General features: G+C 55.5%; 11 protein-coding genes. 2 read left to right on the plus strand and 9 right to left on the minus strand.

Annotated features, from left to right (window positions below):
- Positions 1 to 83: 83 nt before the first annotated feature.
- On the plus strand, positions 84 to 956 hold the full coding sequence (locus D2E25_RS08695) for a D-hexose-6-phosphate mutarotase (RefSeq protein ID WP_125981886.1): 873 nt from the start codon (positions 84 to 86) through the stop codon (positions 954 to 956).
- A 218-nt stretch (positions 957 to 1,174) separates the two neighbouring features.
- Here the strand turns inward: D2E25_RS08695 and D2E25_RS08700 are convergent, their stop codons facing one another.
- The 5 genes from D2E25_RS08700 to D2E25_RS08720 form a co-directional block, all read right to left on the minus strand.
- Positions 1,175 to 4,555 carry a DEAD/DEAH box helicase gene (locus D2E25_RS08700; protein WP_125981888.1) on the minus strand — a complete coding sequence of 1,127 codons (3,381 nt, stop codon included), beginning with the start codon at positions 4,553 to 4,555 and terminating at the stop codon, positions 1,175 to 1,177.
- A 93-nt stretch (positions 4,556 to 4,648) separates the two neighbouring features.
- Positions 4,649 to 5,836, minus strand: coding sequence for a toxic anion resistance protein (locus D2E25_RS08705; RefSeq protein WP_241217114.1), 1,188 nt, complete (start codon positions 5,834 to 5,836; stop codon positions 4,649 to 4,651).
- A 2-nt stretch (positions 5,837 to 5,838) separates the two neighbouring features.
- Positions 5,839 to 6,927: a substrate-binding domain-containing protein gene (locus D2E25_RS08710; protein WP_125981891.1), complete on the minus strand. Its 1,089-nt coding sequence runs from the start codon at positions 6,925 to 6,927 to the stop codon at positions 5,839 to 5,841.
- On the minus strand, positions 6,924 to 7,646 hold the full coding sequence (locus D2E25_RS08715; RefSeq protein ID WP_125981893.1) for a 5-bromo-4-chloroindolyl phosphate hydrolysis family protein: 723 nt from the start codon (positions 7,644 to 7,646) through the stop codon (positions 6,924 to 6,926). The genes D2E25_RS08710 and D2E25_RS08715 overlap by 4 nt, the downstream gene beginning before the upstream one ends.
- Positions 7,646 to 9,322 carry a substrate-binding domain-containing protein gene (locus tag D2E25_RS08720; RefSeq protein ID WP_125981895.1) on the minus strand — a complete coding sequence of 559 codons (1,677 nt, stop codon included), beginning with the start codon at positions 9,320 to 9,322 and terminating at the stop codon, positions 7,646 to 7,648. The genes D2E25_RS08715 and D2E25_RS08720 overlap by 1 nt, the downstream gene beginning before the upstream one ends.
- A 277-nt stretch (positions 9,323 to 9,599) precedes the next feature.
- Here D2E25_RS08720 and D2E25_RS08725 point away from each other — a divergent pair, with 277 nt between their 5' ends.
- Positions 9,600 to 10,526, plus strand: coding sequence for a DMT family transporter (locus D2E25_RS08725; RefSeq protein ID WP_125981898.1), 927 nt, complete (start codon positions 9,600 to 9,602; stop codon positions 10,524 to 10,526).
- A gap of 27 nt (positions 10,527 to 10,553) precedes the next feature.
- Here D2E25_RS08725 and D2E25_RS08730 read toward each other — a convergent pair whose 3' ends face one another.
- From D2E25_RS08730 to D2E25_RS08750, 4 genes are all read right to left on the minus strand, one after another.
- Positions 10,554 to 11,306: an ABC transporter ATP-binding protein gene (locus tag D2E25_RS08730; protein ID WP_125981901.1), complete on the minus strand. Its 753-nt coding sequence runs from the start codon at positions 11,304 to 11,306 to the stop codon at positions 10,554 to 10,556.
- A gap of 31 nt (positions 11,307 to 11,337) precedes the next feature.
- Positions 11,338 to 13,101 carry an ABC transporter permease gene (locus tag D2E25_RS08735; RefSeq protein ID WP_241217116.1) on the minus strand — a complete coding sequence of 588 codons (1,764 nt, stop codon included), beginning with the start codon at positions 13,099 to 13,101 and terminating at the stop codon, positions 11,338 to 11,340.
- Between the two features lie 246 nt (positions 13,102 to 13,347).
- The gene (locus D2E25_RS08745; RefSeq protein WP_125981904.1) at positions 13,348 to 14,184 is read right to left on the minus strand and encodes a sulfite exporter TauE/SafE family protein; all 837 of its coding nucleotides are present in this window, start codon (positions 14,182 to 14,184) and stop codon (positions 13,348 to 13,350) included.
- A 1,024-nt stretch (positions 14,185 to 15,208) separates the two neighbouring features.
- Entirely contained in the window at positions 15,209 to 16,336 is a 1,128-nt protein-coding gene (locus D2E25_RS08750; protein WP_125981906.1) for a DUF2974 domain-containing protein, read from the minus strand.
- Positions 16,337 to 16,454: the final 118 nt, after the last annotated feature.

The raw sequence follows: 16,454 nt of genomic DNA on the forward strand, positions 1-16,454 counted from the left end.
ACTCCGCCTCTAAATTACCAGAAGGTAGTCAAGAACTCGCGCGCCGCGTCCGAGCTCTGACAGTGCCGTTTTATACTGAACGCATGGATACTACTTTTATTATTCGCAGCATTCGCAACGACGCAGGCTCCGCATCCATGAGTGATTTCGGCGCTCACCTGATTACTTGGGCTCCAACTGGCCAACCGAACGTAGTATGGCAGCCTAAAGCCATTTATTTGAATCCCGCGCGCGCAATTCGCGGCGGTGTACCGATTATCTTCCCTTGGTTTTCTAAGGGGTATGAGAACGGCCACACTGCAGCAAAAACGCCGAAGCATGGGCCGGCGCGCACAACGCCATGGCATCGCGATGATTCAGTGCCTTCTGACAGTGGCGTGCGCTATACGTTGAACTCTTCGGATCTTGCTGCCGAAACGCTCGCGCAGTTGAATTCTGGTGATCAGCCGAATTTCCACGCGGTGTTTGAAGTAACGGTCGGCGGACAGCTCGATATGGCGCTTACGGTTGTCAACGACGGCGAAGAAACGCTCACGTATGAGAACGCATTGCACACGTACTTCCATGTTGGCAATGTTGAGCAGGTACGTTTGCAAGGGTTGGCGGGCGCTCATTATCTTGATAACGCGCAACCTGGGTTGCCTGAATGTGTACAGGCGGATGAGCCGGTGACGTTTGCTGGCGAGACGGTGGATCGTATTTACTATGCCACCAATGCGCTGCGTCTTGAGGACCCGCAGTTGCACCGCACGATTGTGATTACGCCGTCTGGCAATGCGCAAACCGTGGTATGGAACCCGGGCGCTGTAGCAGGCGATGCACTTGGTGATGTGGAAGCTGGCGAATGGCGTGATTTTGTGTGCGTGGAGGCTGCTTCCTGCCGCGACCGTTCGGTGGTATTGCAGCCGGGCGAATCGCATACGCTACGCCAGACGATTGCGGTTGAGCAGTTGTAGGTACTTGCTGTGAGAGGGTGACGCTCCCCCAGTCAGCTGACTGTTTCATGTGCTCGCTGTTGCTCGCTACGCGTGTTAGACGGGTGACGCTCCCCCACCCGGCAGAAGCCGGGAGCCCCCTCCGCCGAGGGGGCCAAGGCTCCGCACCCGAAATAAGGTCGAGGCTCCGCGACCCACATCAAGGCTGAGATTTATGCCCTTGATGTGGGTCGGTGGGGTTATTGCAGGAGGGCGAGGAGGTCGTCCTTGGTGAGGGCGGCTACGCCAGTGCCGGAAGAAGCGGCATCGTCCACGAAACGCGAGGCGAGGTCCTTCTTCGTACGCTGCAAGTTCAGAATGCGCTCTTCGATCGTGTCTTTAGCGACGATCTGGTAGACGTTCACATCCTGCTGCTGGCCGATGCGGTGCGCACGATCATTAGCCTGCTCCTGCGCGGCAGCATTCCACCACGGGTCAGCGTGAACGACCACGCACGCACCCGTCAGGTTCAGACCCGTGTTACCAGCCTTAAGCGAGATGAGGAACACTGGCGTATCGTCCTTGTTGAACGAGTCAACGAGTTCGAGACGCTTCTTCTTTGGTGTTGAACCAGTGATCTCGTCATAGCGAATACCGTTTTCGTTCAGTCGCTGTGCGATCAAATCCAGATAACTCGTGAACTGCGAGAAGATGAGCATCTTGCGCCCGGCATCGCGGCAGGATTCCACTAGCTCATCGATCGCGTCAAGCTTGGCAGAGCCGCCGGCAGCAGCACTGACCTTCGCATCTTCGTAAACGAGGCGCGGGTCGCAGCAGATCTGGCGCAAACGCGTGAGCTGTGCGAGCACCTGAATGCGTTCGGCAGCAAAATCGGAGTCTTTCTGCTTGTTGATCGTGGCGCGCAGCTTCTGCTCAAGCGCAGAGTACAAGCGGCGCTGTTCGCCAGACAACTGCACAGTGAGCACGTTTTCAATCTTCTCCGGCAGATCTTTGAGCACGTCAGCTTTGAGTCGGCGTAGAATAAACGGCCCAACAAAAGCTTGCAGTTTGGCCTGCGCTTCCGTATCTCCGGAGAGAATTGGCGTTTCGAATCGTTCGCGGAAATGCGTGTACGAGCCGAGAATGCCGGGCATCAGGAAGTCGAAGATGCTCCACAGTTCGCTCAAACGGTTCTCGATCGGCGTGCCGGTAAGCGCGAAACGATGCTTGGCCGAGATCGAACGAACTGCCTTAGCGGATTTTGTCGCACGGTTTTTAATGTATTGGGCTTCGTCAAGCACCATGCAATAGCAGTCAAGCCCCTTGTAATCTTCGATATCACGACGCAGCAAATCATATGACGTGATCAACACATCCATGCTGGCAGCATCCGCGAGCATGGCAGCACGCGAAGCCTTATTGCCGGCTACAGCAGCAACCTTGAGCTCCGGAGCGAATCGCGCGCATTCAGCAGCCCAGTTGTACACCAACGAGGCTGGGCACACGATCAAATTCGGGCCAATCTTGCGCGCTTCAGCCTTACGCGCGAGTAGCAACGAAAGTAACTGTACGGTTTTACCCAAACCCATTTCGTCAGCGAGAATACCGCCGAAGCCCTTGTCGCAAATCGCGTTCAGCCAACGGAAGCCATCAGCCTGATAGGGGCGCAAAATGTGCGCGAGCGATTGTGGTACCGTGTACGCTTTCGGATCGACTACGCGCAGATCGTCGAGATACTCAAGGAAACCGCGGTCTTTATCAGCATCGTCGATTTCATGGTCGAGATAGTATGCGGCGAATGGCGCAACCTCTACTGCTCCTTGTTCGAAAGCGGCAGGCTTGATACCAAGGTCGCCGGCAACGCGGTCCAATCGTTCGACGTCAACGTTACGCAAATCAACGAATGCACCGTTGCTCAAACGGTGGAAACGCTTACGTTTGCGGTAACTGGCGAGCAGCGCAGGCACGTCTTTAGGGTCGATTTCGTCAGCAAGCGGCGAAATCTCCACGAGTCCCGTGCGCATGGTGGCACCGAGGCGAATTACCGTGCGCGGCATAACGTTGACACCGTCAAAAGCAGGAGTCGAGAAGATATCACCCAGTCCGCGCAATACCGGCAAACCCTCGGTAAGCAAGCGGTAGATAGCTTCTGCGTCTGATTCAGCGATGCGCGCTACGCCGTTCTGCGGGCGCGGGAAGTAGTGCAGGATTGCTTCGAGCGCGAGTCGTTCAGCGTCACGATCGCGTAAGGAGGCGCCGCGTTTGGCATCTGCACCATCGAACACATGGAAACGCCGAGTGCCATAGCGTGCTTGCACATCGCACGTAATGCCCTCGCGATCGCGGTCGAAGTAGAATTCGAGGCGGCACGGCAGGCGGCGCATGGCAGCCAGTTCTTCAGGCAGGGTCGCGGCCAGGCCTTCATCGAAGGTGTCGCGCGCATCGTTTGCCGTGCTGTTTGCGGTTGCAGAATCCTCATCAGCAGCGTCCGCATCTGCGGTAGCTGGATGCCATGTTCCCAGTGATGGCAAGATCGTGCGCGCGAACATCGCCACATCATCTGAGTCAAGGAACATACCATCAGCAGCAGTGTCGTCAACGGGCGCGTCATCGCCGCCGCACAGCATCGTAATGAGTTCACGATGGCGCAGGAAGCGATCATCACAACGGTAAATCACCGCTTCTTCAGCGGGTGCCGGTTCAAACGGAGCAGCTGCCGCATCACCTTGTGCGAGCGCATCATTATTGATATCGCTTTCTGCCATGGAATCATGCGCGTGAGCGTCTGCAGCGGGCATAGGGCGGACAATTACGAACGACGAGCGATGCCCTTGAATAAATCGTTCAACGCGCAGCGCGTGGTGAATCATATAGCCGCCGTCTGCCGGCTCGATCACAATGCCAAGGTCAGGGTCGCCGTCGATGACGCGCGTGGGCATCGCCGGTTGGAATAATGCGGCTGGCGGCGCGTATACCACCGTATCGTCAGCGTCTACATAGTATTCAAGCAGGTCACTGATCTCATCATCTGACAGTGCAATATCCGTCGCGACAGGGCGGCGCTGATGATAGTACGCAGAATTGCGGCCGACAACGCTTTCACGAATGCCAATAGCGCGGTCGAGCACGTCAAGCACGCCCTGCGAGCGCGTATCGAACGTGTCGCGTGTGTGCACAAACGCGAGTCGTTGACCGTAGGCTACATACTGGCGGTCGCGTACCGCTTGCACGAACGCTCGAATGTCTTTCACCGCATACCCAACCGATTTGGATGGTACCGCGATGCGCAGGCGTACGCTCCAACCGTCTTGTTCGGCAGTAATGGAGGGCCGCAGGGAGACACTCCCGATGGGCATGCGACGGTCGGTTTGCACGCCCATGGAGACGCCGCCAGCGTCGGCGAGTGAGCCGACTTCTTTGAGCAAGTCGAGCTGACGTTCTTTAACTTGACGCTGTTGTTCGCGTTCCTCATGCTGCATGAACGCTTTCAGCGCACGATCTGTACCGCGCTGGGGCATGAGTCGCCCATAGGTTGTGCCGAAGTCACCTTCGTAGTATTCGTAATCCCCGTCGCTACCGCCAAACCGGGAGGAGCGTGAGCCGCTGCGGGCTCCGTACACCGATACATGCCAGTCATTCATAACGTCGATCACGATAAGGGCAGACGCCGACAGTGTGCGCTCACTACTCTCCCAGTGTTACCGTTCAGCAGTTGTACTGTTCAGTGCCTCTACTCAGTGCATTTGCTGAGCGTTGGCGATCAGCGCGTTCTTCAAATCGGTTTCGATTTGGCGCATCTTCACCTCGGCAGCTTCGCGGTTAGCCTTGCCTTCCTTCTGGATTTGCACGGTTTCGCGCAGTGTGGAGATGAGTTCGTTGTTGACTTTCTCGATGGTGTCGATGTCAATAACGCCGCGCTGGTTCGCCTTCTCCGCGTCGACGGCTCCTTGGTGCAGGATGCGCGCGTTCTGCTGCAGCATGCGGTTGGTTACGTCGTCAGCTTGACGCTGCAAGTCGAGTGCCTTGCGCTGGTTTTCAAGTCCGAGCGCGATGACCATCTGCGACTTCCACACTGGAATAGTGGTGGAAATGGTCGTATCGATTTTGTCAACAATGGTTTGGTCAGCGTTCTGAATGATTTTGATTTGTGGCGCGGTTTGCAGTGCGACAACGCTCACACGGTCTAGATCGTCGAGACGCTTAGCGAAACGATCAAGCTTGGATTTGAAGTCAGTGAGCACTTGCGCTTGCATCGGGTCACTGGAGGCAGCCGCTTCAGCTTCCAACTTAGGCAGTTGATTGGCGCGGAAGTCGTGCAGTGCGCTTTTACCGGCGAGCACGTACATTTTGAGCTGCTTGTACTGTTCGGCGTTCTGCTGGTACATCGTGTCGTAGAGCGCAATATCAGAGACAAGTCGGGTTTGCTGCGCTTCGAGTTTGCCTACGATTTCGTCAATCTGCGAGGAGACTTTCTGATAGCGGCGGCGCAGTTTGTCAGCGCTATTAATCAGCCCGCCAAGAATTGGAATGTTGCGAATTGGCCCAAGTTCAGCGGAATCAACCGTAGTCAGCAGGTTTTGCAACAGTTCGCCAGCCTGGCCAGTATCTTTGGAGCGCACTTTGGCAAGAATGTCATCGGCGAATGTTGAAGTGGAGCGCTGCACGTCCTTGGCGTAGGAGGATTCAATCCCGTTCTTTGTCAGGTCGATCGAATCAGCCATTTGCTGAATGCGCGCGCGGTCTGCTTCAGGCAGGTTCGCTAACTGTTGTTCCAGCGTGTTTTCTGGGGTGAGCGCCGCGCCTGCAGGAGCAAGTACCGAGGCTGCGCCATTGGTTGCTGTAGCAACTGTGCCGGTCAGATCGGCCGGTTGGGCAGTTGACGAGCCTCGCGTTAGGTCAGCGAGAGAGATTTCCTGCACCATGATCATTGTCCTTTCGATAGGGTGCTAATAAGCTGCTGCATCGCGTCGTTGCTCGGCAGTTCGGAAACAGCATCAATTTGTTCGAGCGTGCCAGGAACCTTAAAACGACTAATGCTGGAGGTTCCGTTGAAATTCGCAGCGCGAAAACCGTGCTTCTCCCATGCGAGCTTTTGCACGTCAGCACTTTTCAGCAGCTTTAACAACTGCTCGCCAGTGTCGTCAGTGGGGATGAACACGTGCGTAGACCATACGGTTGGTGTTGGGTAGACGATAACAACGTCGTCTTTGACCTGATTCCACGCGTCTGGATCGTTGGCTGCAAGGTCAAGGATTTGGCTTTCGTAACCGACCATAATCGGCTTGGAGCCGACGCCAAGGTTCAAGAACTGGTTGAAGGAGTCTTCCGAACTGGTTTCCATCCAACCGGATTTTGCAAAAATCGAGGCGATCGTAGCACCATCACGGTTGAGTGATTCAACAGTTGCTGGCTGACCATTGTTGAGCACGGTGGCAATAAGAGCCGCGTATTCGTTGCCAGAGTTTGATTTGACCGGGTCAGTGGAATCAATGCGGAACTGCCCATAGCCGGAAGTCCAACCAAGATCAGCCCATGTGGTGTTGTTGACCATCGCGTCAACCGCTTTGGCCATATCCATGCGGTATACGCCGCCGTCATGGCTCATAATGCCGGAAGAAACCAGCGCGTCAGCCACCGCTTTATGCGTGTACAGCACAATCGGCGAGTTGAATACGATGTCACCCTTAGAGGTATCTACCCCTTTCGCTTTGCCATATTCAACAGCAGCGCGCGAGGAGGGAAACAGATAATCCATGCCTTTGCGGTCGGCGTCCATCATCGCAAGCGAACCAGCTTTGCGATAGTTGACATCAAGACCATTATCGGCAGCGATTTTTTTGAATCGTGAATCATCAAATAAACCGATTTTTTCGCCGCCAAGGTACCCGTTCACCGACGTGAGCTCAACTGGCTTGGGTTGTGCACCACGCCAGACCAGAATGCCGCCGATGAGCAGGAACACCACGAGCAGGGCAATCAGTCCGATGATTTTTGATTTGGTGATGCGCATCATGCCACCTTTCCTGCGGTCGCGTGTTCAGCCGCACCGTCACTGTCGCTACTGCTTGCGCTGTCACCGCTGTTTGCACTGTCACCGGCGTCGGCAATAGCAGCAGTGGCATTGTCGCTGTCGTAGCCGTCCATACGACTCAAGCGCACAATCGCATCGGAATCAGCCGACAATGCCAACGTTTTCGCTTTCACTGCGCGCGTCAGTTCACCAGCTGCCGTACGCTCCAATGCTTGCAACGCTTCAATAGCCTCCGTGCGCGCTTGACCCATTTGCGACGTCACTCCTGAACGCTCGACATCCAAATACCCATTGAGCAGACTCTCAGTCTGTTCGCCATACACGTTGATGAAGTGGTTAAGCGTCGGGTAGGAATGCGGGTCTTCACCTACATAGCGAATCAAATCGTTGGTAGCCGCGATAAAATCGTCCGCTTCTGCTTTGACGCGCATGTCAATAATGCGCGAGCGCAATGCGCTAATGGATTTGAGTCGCGCATTCGCTTGATCGATAGCTGCGAGCGCTTTATCGCCGTCGGGAACGAGTTCGACTGCAATACTGCCGATTCGCCGCGAGCGCTCGGTGAGCGAAGAGACGGCTACGTACCCGGCAGTAGCGGCGATCGCGCCCACGATCAAGCCTGGCACTCCCCCGCCGATCAGCACGAACGCTACCGCTCCGACCGCAAAACCAGCGAGGAATCCAGCGATGATGGAGAGCATCAGTTGTATCCCTTCACCTGGCGGAACACGCTCGCGAGGTTGCCTTTACGGCCGTCGAACACTTTCGCATTCGACAGTGAGGCGAGGTCTTTGAGCTGTGAGGGGTCAGCGTCGCCGAACATGATGGAGAAGATTGGCGGCTTGAATCCGCTGGATTTATACGACTCGAGGAACGCGTCTTTATCGTTCGTTTCGGATTGGCCGTCGGTCATGAGCACAATAGCCGTGGTGTAATGGCTTGGGTCGCTGGGCATATTATCGGCAAGGGCCGCGCGCAAACCGTCGTAAATATTAGTGCCGCCGTCAGCCGCCGTCTCGCGCGCTACGCCAAGTAACTGGCCGGTGTTGCTGCCGGTCGCTTTAGTGGCTTGCTCTGCTGTGGAGCTGAATGGGATGAGAATGTTAACGTCCTCGTCTCCTGGCTCGATTCTAGCTTGCGCGGCTTTGTTGGGTTCAAGTGCGGCGTTGAGACCGCCGAGTACGCCATCTTTGCCGTCGCCGTACATGGAACCGGAGTAGTCAACTACCCATACGGTCCAGCTGGGCTTGCGTAAGGTTCGCTGGTAGATGTCGAGCGCCTTATCGATGACGTTTGCTGCTGGCAGTGGGATGGTTTTCAGCGCGTCAGAGCTCGTGTTGATGCCCCATTCGGCGCGGAATGATGCTTTGACTTTGCTATCGGTTGCATACGAGAGCGTGCCGCCGAGCCCTGTGCGGCGGCCGGCCTGTTCAAACAAGAGTTTGGCTTGTTTGGAACTGAGCGCTTTGGCAAATTTACTGTATGCATCGTTGAGATTTTGGCCGCGGTCTACGTAGCCGAGTGGCGAGTCACTGACTGCAATACCGTCGGATGGGTAGACGGCAAGCAGTGGGTCTTTGCCAGCTTTGACGAGCTGCTTATCGGCGGCGATGACCAGCGACTCGTAGTTAACCATTGAGTCGAAGCGTTCAGAATCGGCGACGACCATGTCTTTGAGCCAATCGGACGATCCCGAGGAGCGGTCAACGCCAGAAAGCAGCGTTTTTGCGTTGGTCAGTACGGTCTGATCGTTCAAATCGTCGGCGGTGAGTGCCTGATTCTTGCCAGCGAGCGCGGTCAAGAATGCGAGGTAAGCGGAGGCGCCAGAGTTGGATTGTGTGGCGCTGGTCATTGAGAAGGTAAGGCTGCCGTCTTGTACCGCTTTGATGAGGTCTTGTGTGCTCACCGGTTTGGTCGTGCCGTTGGAGTCCGCCCAACCGAGTTCAACAGCCTTGGATTTGGCAATACCAAATACGATCGGCGTGGTAGAAGTACTGCGCTGTTCTTTCACAACGTGTTTGGTGTCTCCCATGGAAATCCACATGGAGCTAGCTGGCCACACGGCGTCGTATGAGTCGCCGCCGCGTTCCAATGCTTGCATGATATCGAGCGAGCCCATGTAATTGAGTGTGACCGCAACACCGGAGTCGTCTACTGCTTGCTGGACTGCTGCAGCGACTTCTTTGTTTTCTGAACCGGATGCAATGTTCAATGTGACGTCAGCTTTGCCGGATTGCGGCGTGAACGTTTGCGTTTTCTCGTCGCCCGTCGCCTCATTGCCGGTGGATGATGAGCATCCCGCTAACGCCATGGTCATACTCAAGATGACAGCCATGGCCACCATGACTGGCGACTTCCTCTTCGATATACAGGCCATCAGCAGCCTTCCTTTTTCATCGGTTCTGTCTTTGTATTGTCTAACGACAAAACGACAATAAACCGTTGAAAAATCAAGGTTTACAGGCAGTTTCACGAGGGTGAATCATGGGTGAACAGTAAGCAAATTCACTATGCATGAATATGCATCGAGACGTAAAATAATTAGTTTGTGTGCGCGTACAGTTGCGCGCCACGCCAGCCTCACTCACCGGTAAAAGTGGGTTACCATCGTATCCGGCCCAAACAACCAGGTAAGAGAAAGGCTGAACGGTCCCATGAAGAAGGCGCCGTCGTTGTCGCCAACTACTGGACGACTCATGCTATTGTGCTGCGCGATGCTGTGGGGTGGCAGCTACCCTACCGCTAAAGTCGCGATGGGGGTTATCACTCCGCAATGGTTGATGGGCATTCGCCTGATTGGCGCTTCGGCCGTTATGCTGATTCTGTTTCACAAACGGATTCTGTCAGCGCTCAATCGTTCGATTATTATTCCCGGCATCGCAGTTGGTTTGACGTACTGGGGTACTATGTTCAGCCAAATGAGCGGCTTGCGACTGATTGAGCCGGGGCGCAGCGCGTTTCTGACTGCTACTTACTGTGTGATTGTGCCGTTTACCTCATGGCTGATTATTCGCCAGCGGCCCACTTCGCGCAATCTTGTTGCCGCCGTGCTGTGTTTGAGTGGTGTGGGTCTTGTTTCTATGGGCTCGGGCGCGGGGCTCGGCGGCTTATCAATCAGTCTGGGTGATTTGCTGACGTTGCTGTGCGGCCTCGTGTTTTCGTTCAATTTGGTACTGCTCGGTAAATGGAGCCGCACTATCGACCCGGTGGCGCTAACGTTCTCACAGTTTGTGATTGCGGGCATACTGTTTCTTATTGGCGGCTCAGTTTTTGAGCCGGCACCGAATGCTTCATGGCTGGCACCGAACGTGCTGATTTGCTTAACCTACTTGGTGCTTGGCGCAACCATGCTGGCACAAATTATGCAGAACATCGGTTTGAAAGTTACTCCGCCCTCGCAGGCTTCGATCATTATGTGCTTGGAAACTGTGTTTTCGATGCTGTTTTCTGTGCTGTTTTATGGCGAGCGCGTGGATGCTTCGTCTGCTGCTGGTTTTGTGCTGATTTTCTTGGCGATTATTGTGTCACAGATACGGTTAAGCGGCCGGCTGCTTGCGCTGCTCGGCCGCCCTCGCGACTAGTTTAGTTTTGACTAGTTTGGGATACTCCTACCGTGTGCGGCGCAGTTTGGCGAGCTGATATACCTCATCAGACTGCGCGGCCACGTCGGGGCTGTGCGTAACGATAATCACGCATTTGCCTTCCTCGTGAGCTAACTGGCGGAAAATCGCCATAATGTCGTCCTGCGTAGACAGGTCTAGGTTGCCGGTAGGCTCGTCGGCGAGAATAATCGACGGATCGTAGCTCAACGCTCGAGCGATCGCAACGCGCTGCTGTTCGCCGCCAGACAAGTGCAGGATGCGCTCGTTCACATACTCTGGCTGCAACCTTACTTTGGCGATTAACTCTGCGGCAATCTCTTTCTTTGGCTTATCAAAGGTTTTGCCGGAAGCGTCCATTGACAGAATAATGTTTTCTGCCACAGTGAGCGCTGGCAACAGGTTGAAGCTTTGGAAGATCACGCCGATATCGCGGCTGCGGTAACGGTAGCGGTCAGCTCGCGCAAGATCATCACCACGGTACAGCACGCGACCAGAGGATGGCGTAGTCAAACCGGACAGCAGTGACAGCAGTGTGGTTTTACCAGCACCGGAGGGGCCGGTGATAGAAATAACACGGCCGGCGCGGAACGCGTAGTTTTTATCATCGAGCACGCGCTTGCCACCCTTGGTATATGAGTAGGAGACGTGTTCCAGTTCGAGCACGGTCGGCGCTTCCGTATCAGCGGTGGCGTTTGCTGCAGTGTCGGCAGCTGAATCGGCAGCCTGCTCGGCGATAGTGGTATCAATAACAGTGTTCATGATGTGTCCTTATGGTGTTCTCGTGCTGATGTCAGGAGCGATCGGCGAGGATTTGCAGCGGCTCGTAGCGCATCACGAAGATGATGCCCACGAGTGCGGAAGCCAATGTCAAGCCCAATCCGATAAGAATCAGCTGGCCGACGACCTTGAGGTTGACGGTTGCGTCGATCGTGCTCACATAGTTGACTGCTCGGCTAAAGCCACCGCGCATGCCGCCAGGAGCGGATTGCGTGTTGTTCGACGAGGAGTTATTTGAAGAGTTCGAAGAATTTGCAGACGAATCCGACGAGGAAGAATCCGAGTCAGACGAGTTGGAAGTATTCTGCGCGCCGGGGCCACCGCCCATGTCAGCGCCACGGCCGAACTGTTCCTGCTGGCTAGCAGCCTGCGTTTCCTGGCTCGACACCTGCGCTGCGAGCAGCTGATTCGACACTGGCACCGAAGCGACCGCGCCGCCAGCCACGCCAAGTGCAATACCGCACATCGTTACAATCAGCAGCTCGATAGCGAACTGTGCTGCCACTTTCGCTTTCTTCACACCGATTGCAGTAAGTACACCGACCTCGTACTTGCGTTCCCTGATGTTGAACAGGTTGAGCACAATCAGCACTACCGCGCCCACCGCGAGCACCACAATCAGCAGTGTCAGCGCGAACTTCGCAAGATTATCGAGCGGCACCAAGCTGGATTCGTAGTTTTCCACGTCAGCAGACTGCACAGTGTACGTGTCGTCAAGGCCAGCCGCTTTCACATCAGCAGTGAACGTCTCGTAGTCGTCGGCGTTATCCAGCACGTAGGTGTAGCTCAGCTGCGTGGAGGTGTTGTCGTCATCATCATTCGCGGTCGTATCAGCATCCAGGCCCAGCGACTTCAGCGTAGAAACAGACGTGTAGATCGCATTGTCAGCATCCTGCGAAGTGCCGCCCATCGGGCCCATTGCGTCAGTGTTGCTGGAAGTGGTGTTCTTGTAGATGCCGCAGATCGTCAGCGTGTACGTTGTGCTCGTGTCGCTCGGATTGGTGACGGTGATCGTATCGCCTACTTCAAGATCGTTAAAATCAGCGAGCGCCTTGGAAATAATGACTTTGCCGTCGCTATCGGAATCGTAGCCGAACACTTCGCCGTCAACCATGGTGAACGTGCCGTTTGCAGCATTAGCGACTGCCGTGTCGGAAGAGAAACCAGTGAGGGTGAAGTCGCCAGAGGTCATCATCATGCCGCCGCCTTGGCCGCCACCCATGTCGCCGCCGGGCTGACCGCCTGGCTGGCCGTTACCGTTCTGCGAGTCACCGGAAGATGAATCAGAAGATGAATCAGAAGACGAATCGGATGAGCTGGACGAGTTTGCTGAGTTCGATGATGTTGATTCAACCGGCTGGAATGAGTCAGTACCAGAAACGCCCGTGCTCTCGGAATAGTAGCTGGAAACCGGCACGCTGGAAGCTTTCTCATACTTCTGATAGTCGGCGAGCGTTAAGCTGGCGGATTCCAGCGTTGCGCGCATCGCGTCGAAATCAGGAGTTTGCGATGAGTCAGACGAGGAAGAATCAGAGGAATCCGACGAAGCAGAAGAGTCAGAAGAGTCAGAAGAGTCAGAAGAGGAGTCTGCTGATTCGCGCGCTTGTTCCATCAGCTTGCTGCGATCCGCGCTAATGGTAGCGGTCACAGTGGTGGAGGCGAGTCCGGTTTCGCGCGCTTCTTGTGCCGCGTTGCGAATGGATAGGCCGATCGTGGCAGCCGCCGCGATAATGGCGACGATGATAATAATCAGTATGTTGCGGCCTTTGTTCCGCATCACCGTTTTCCAGGCGTTTTTTAATACAAACATGGTCCCTTGCCTTGCGTTGGTTCATGGTTGGCGTTGTCTACGGCTGGCACGCACGCTTGGCACGTGCCGCCCGCTGACGTTAACTATGGGAGGCCAACTTGGTGAGGGACTTAGATGACGCTAGGAATCACGTTGCTGATTCTGGGGACTTAACTGGCCGTTTTCTGAACGCTTGCTGGACAGGGAAGCGTTCGCGGCGGTGTGACTGAAGCCTCACAGGTAGGTTTTGAAGGCGAGATCAGCAGCCAGTACTACGCCGGCAATGACTGCAGCAATGCGCATAATCCGCGCGGGAATATGACGCGTGATAGGCGGGGCGATGTAACCGCCAATCAAGCATCCGATAAACAGTAGGATTGCAGCCGGCCAGTCCACTACGCCGCGCACGATGAAGATAATCGAAGCGGTAACGTTTGCACCAGTACCGATCAGAGTTTTGAGCGCGTTGACTTGGTGGAATGGGCCGATTTTAGCGGCGTCAAGCACTGCGAGCGCACATGTGCCTGCGCCCGCACCGAAATAGCCACTGTACACGGCCACAAACCACACGCCGAGCCACACCCACCAGGAGTCTTTGGACATTGGCTGCGTAGTGGTAGGCGCTGCGGGAGTGTTGCTCACCATGCCGGATTGTGCGAGAACAGCGGATACTGCTTGACGATTCTGCATGCGCCCACGCGGGTTCGCGGCGATGATGAGCGAGCTGAACAGGATGAGAGGCGGGACAGCGAATTCGAAGATTTTTGGATCGAGACTCAGCAGTAATGCGGCGCCAGCAACACCGCCGATCGCACCGATAACTACATAGGTGATTGCGCGCGCAGCATGACCGTGGAGTTCTTTGCGCGCGCCGAATGCTCCACCGAAGCCAGTACCACACACGCCTACCGTGTTGGATGCGTTTGCTAATACTGGCGGAATGCCAAGTGCGAGCAGCGCTGGGTATGACACGAGTGACGAGGCTCCTACCGCGTACCCGACGAATCCTGCGCCAACACCAGCGAGCAAGATCAGCAGCATTGTTACCACGGAAAAGCCTGCGATCGTCATCTCGTAATTCTCCTTGCCACACACTATGAGCCCTCAGGAGCTTACGCCACTCAATCCATTTCTCGCTCTCCCCCGTCAACATATCGGAATCGCGGAATCGCGCTGCCGCGCGATGCTGTGTTGTTGGCGGCACCTGACTGCGCCGCAGACACTCCCCCAGTCAACTGCGCTGACAGCGTCCTGTAATTATGGACAGCTTTCAGCTGACTGTTTTATTTGCTCGCTGTCGCTCGCTCCTCGCCTACAAACGCTTCAGCGTTTGCTATACGGCTCGGCCTAGCTGAAGGGGGCCAAGGCTAGCCGCACCCTTGATAAGGAAGCACAGTAATTTACAGCAAAACCAATCATGAATTTACAGCAAAGCCAATCATGCTGGCGGAGCCCCGGCTCCCTCGGCTGAGGGAGCTGTCAGCCGCAGGCTGACTGAGGGAGCGTCAGGTGGCACGCCAGTGCCACCAAAAAACAGCATCGCGCGCCGCGCGATTCCGTTATAGCGAAGCACACTGCCGTGCAATAAAAAACCGGGCCTTGTGGGCTCGGCTGGTTGATATTGTGATCGCGTAAACGTACGCGTTAGGCGTCAGCGCGCATAGAGACTGCGTGGGCGACCGCGGGGCGGGGCGCAGCAGAACGCATCTGACCGTAGATCAGTGCGCGAGTGAAATGGCTGGCGCACAAGCCTTCGCTTTCTGCAGGCTTGCAGCATCCAATAACATGACAATAATGATCCGACATCGGCTTCTTCCTCGACTTCTTCGTACTTCCATAGCTCATAGACCCCAGTGACTTTGAATCCCCTACGATTCTGAGCTGCTGCCTATCGTAGCAACGTAGCTACTGTTTGCCAATAGACAAACGCCGCGAAAACGCTGGAATTATGCCGTTTTGTGAAGATCAACACGCCAAGATATTTCAGTACTGCTTACTCGTAATCATCTCTAATCACTATTGCACTACACCCATCGCCAATACGCAGTAATAATCACCGGCAGCCCACGCCAGTCACTCGCAGTTTTTCCAGCAACTATCCGCGTCCATCAGGAATCACTGACGCTGCCGCAGTAGAAACCAACCCCTTCAGCACGGCAGCCGCCACCTCACGGTCAGCCGGGTCAATATCGCGCGAAGCTGCCAACATAGCTGGCAACGACTGCGTCCAGTGAGCTGTCAGTTCACCAAAAGTCGAATATCCGCCTGCTTCAAGAATATGGAACAAGCTTTCAATAAAGAGCCGCCGATGCTCATCGTCATATCGGTCCATCCAGTCATTGAGCGTGCGCGCTGCATAGCGAGCGCTTGCGGTAAGCCCTTGCGCAAGCTGAAAATGACCGTCTTGAACCTGCCAGTTCAGCGCAAAATGCTGCATAATCCCTACGCCGGTACTATTTACTACCGCGTAGCCGTCTGCAGCATCCTCACGCCGTTCAAACAGCATGCCAATAATCGAGGCTTCCGGCACAGATTTACTGATCACATTCGCAATACGCGCATACCCTGGCGTGGCAAAGAAGGCACTATCAAAACCTGGCCCATCATGCGAATACACGCCTACAATGCGCTGCTGTACCGCTTGCGGCACGCTCGCCGCCGCATACACCGCCAGATTGCCGCCTTTAGAGTGGCCGCCAATCATAATCGGCCCCGCCCAGCGTGCAGCAATATTCGTCAAATATCGTGCAGCAGCCTCCTGTGAGGCAACCGGACGGCGGAACGCCATCGCAAAATCTTCTTTCCACCCGATGATGGAACTATCAGTACCCCGGAATGCAACATATAAGCGCCCGTCGCCAAGGTCGAACACGCAAGCGGAGAACTGTTTTGTTGTTTCCGGCTCAAGCTCGCTCACATATTCACCAACGCGCAAGCTGCGCCAACGAGGGCTTTCTGCCATGGCGCGCAGCAAATCAATATTCAATGCTGGGGACCATACGCGCCCAAACATTGCGTCATAGCATTCGGCGCGCAAGAGATCCCGCACCGAAACGGTGGCGATCGGCTGCGCGCTTGCAGCAGCAGTATCACTCCATCGCGGCACATTATCTGGCATGCGCGCGTAGGCGAGCTGTGCCAAGGCGAGACTATCAACATCGCTAAATGATCGCGATGCAAAATCGTCGAGATGCGCGCGAATGTCGTCGGTGATGTTGCCCATACCGCCTCCCCGATGGTGTTGGCGTAATACCGCGATTGTACCGCTCAATTCATTCGGAGTACTTCGCGCATTAACACTGTCAGGAGAACATGGGAGTGCAGCCGTCACAGCGACGCGC

Source organism: Bifidobacterium goeldii, from assembly GCF_003951095.1.
Classification (GTDB): Bacteria; Actinomycetota; Actinomycetes; order Actinomycetales; family Bifidobacteriaceae; genus Bifidobacterium; species Bifidobacterium goeldii.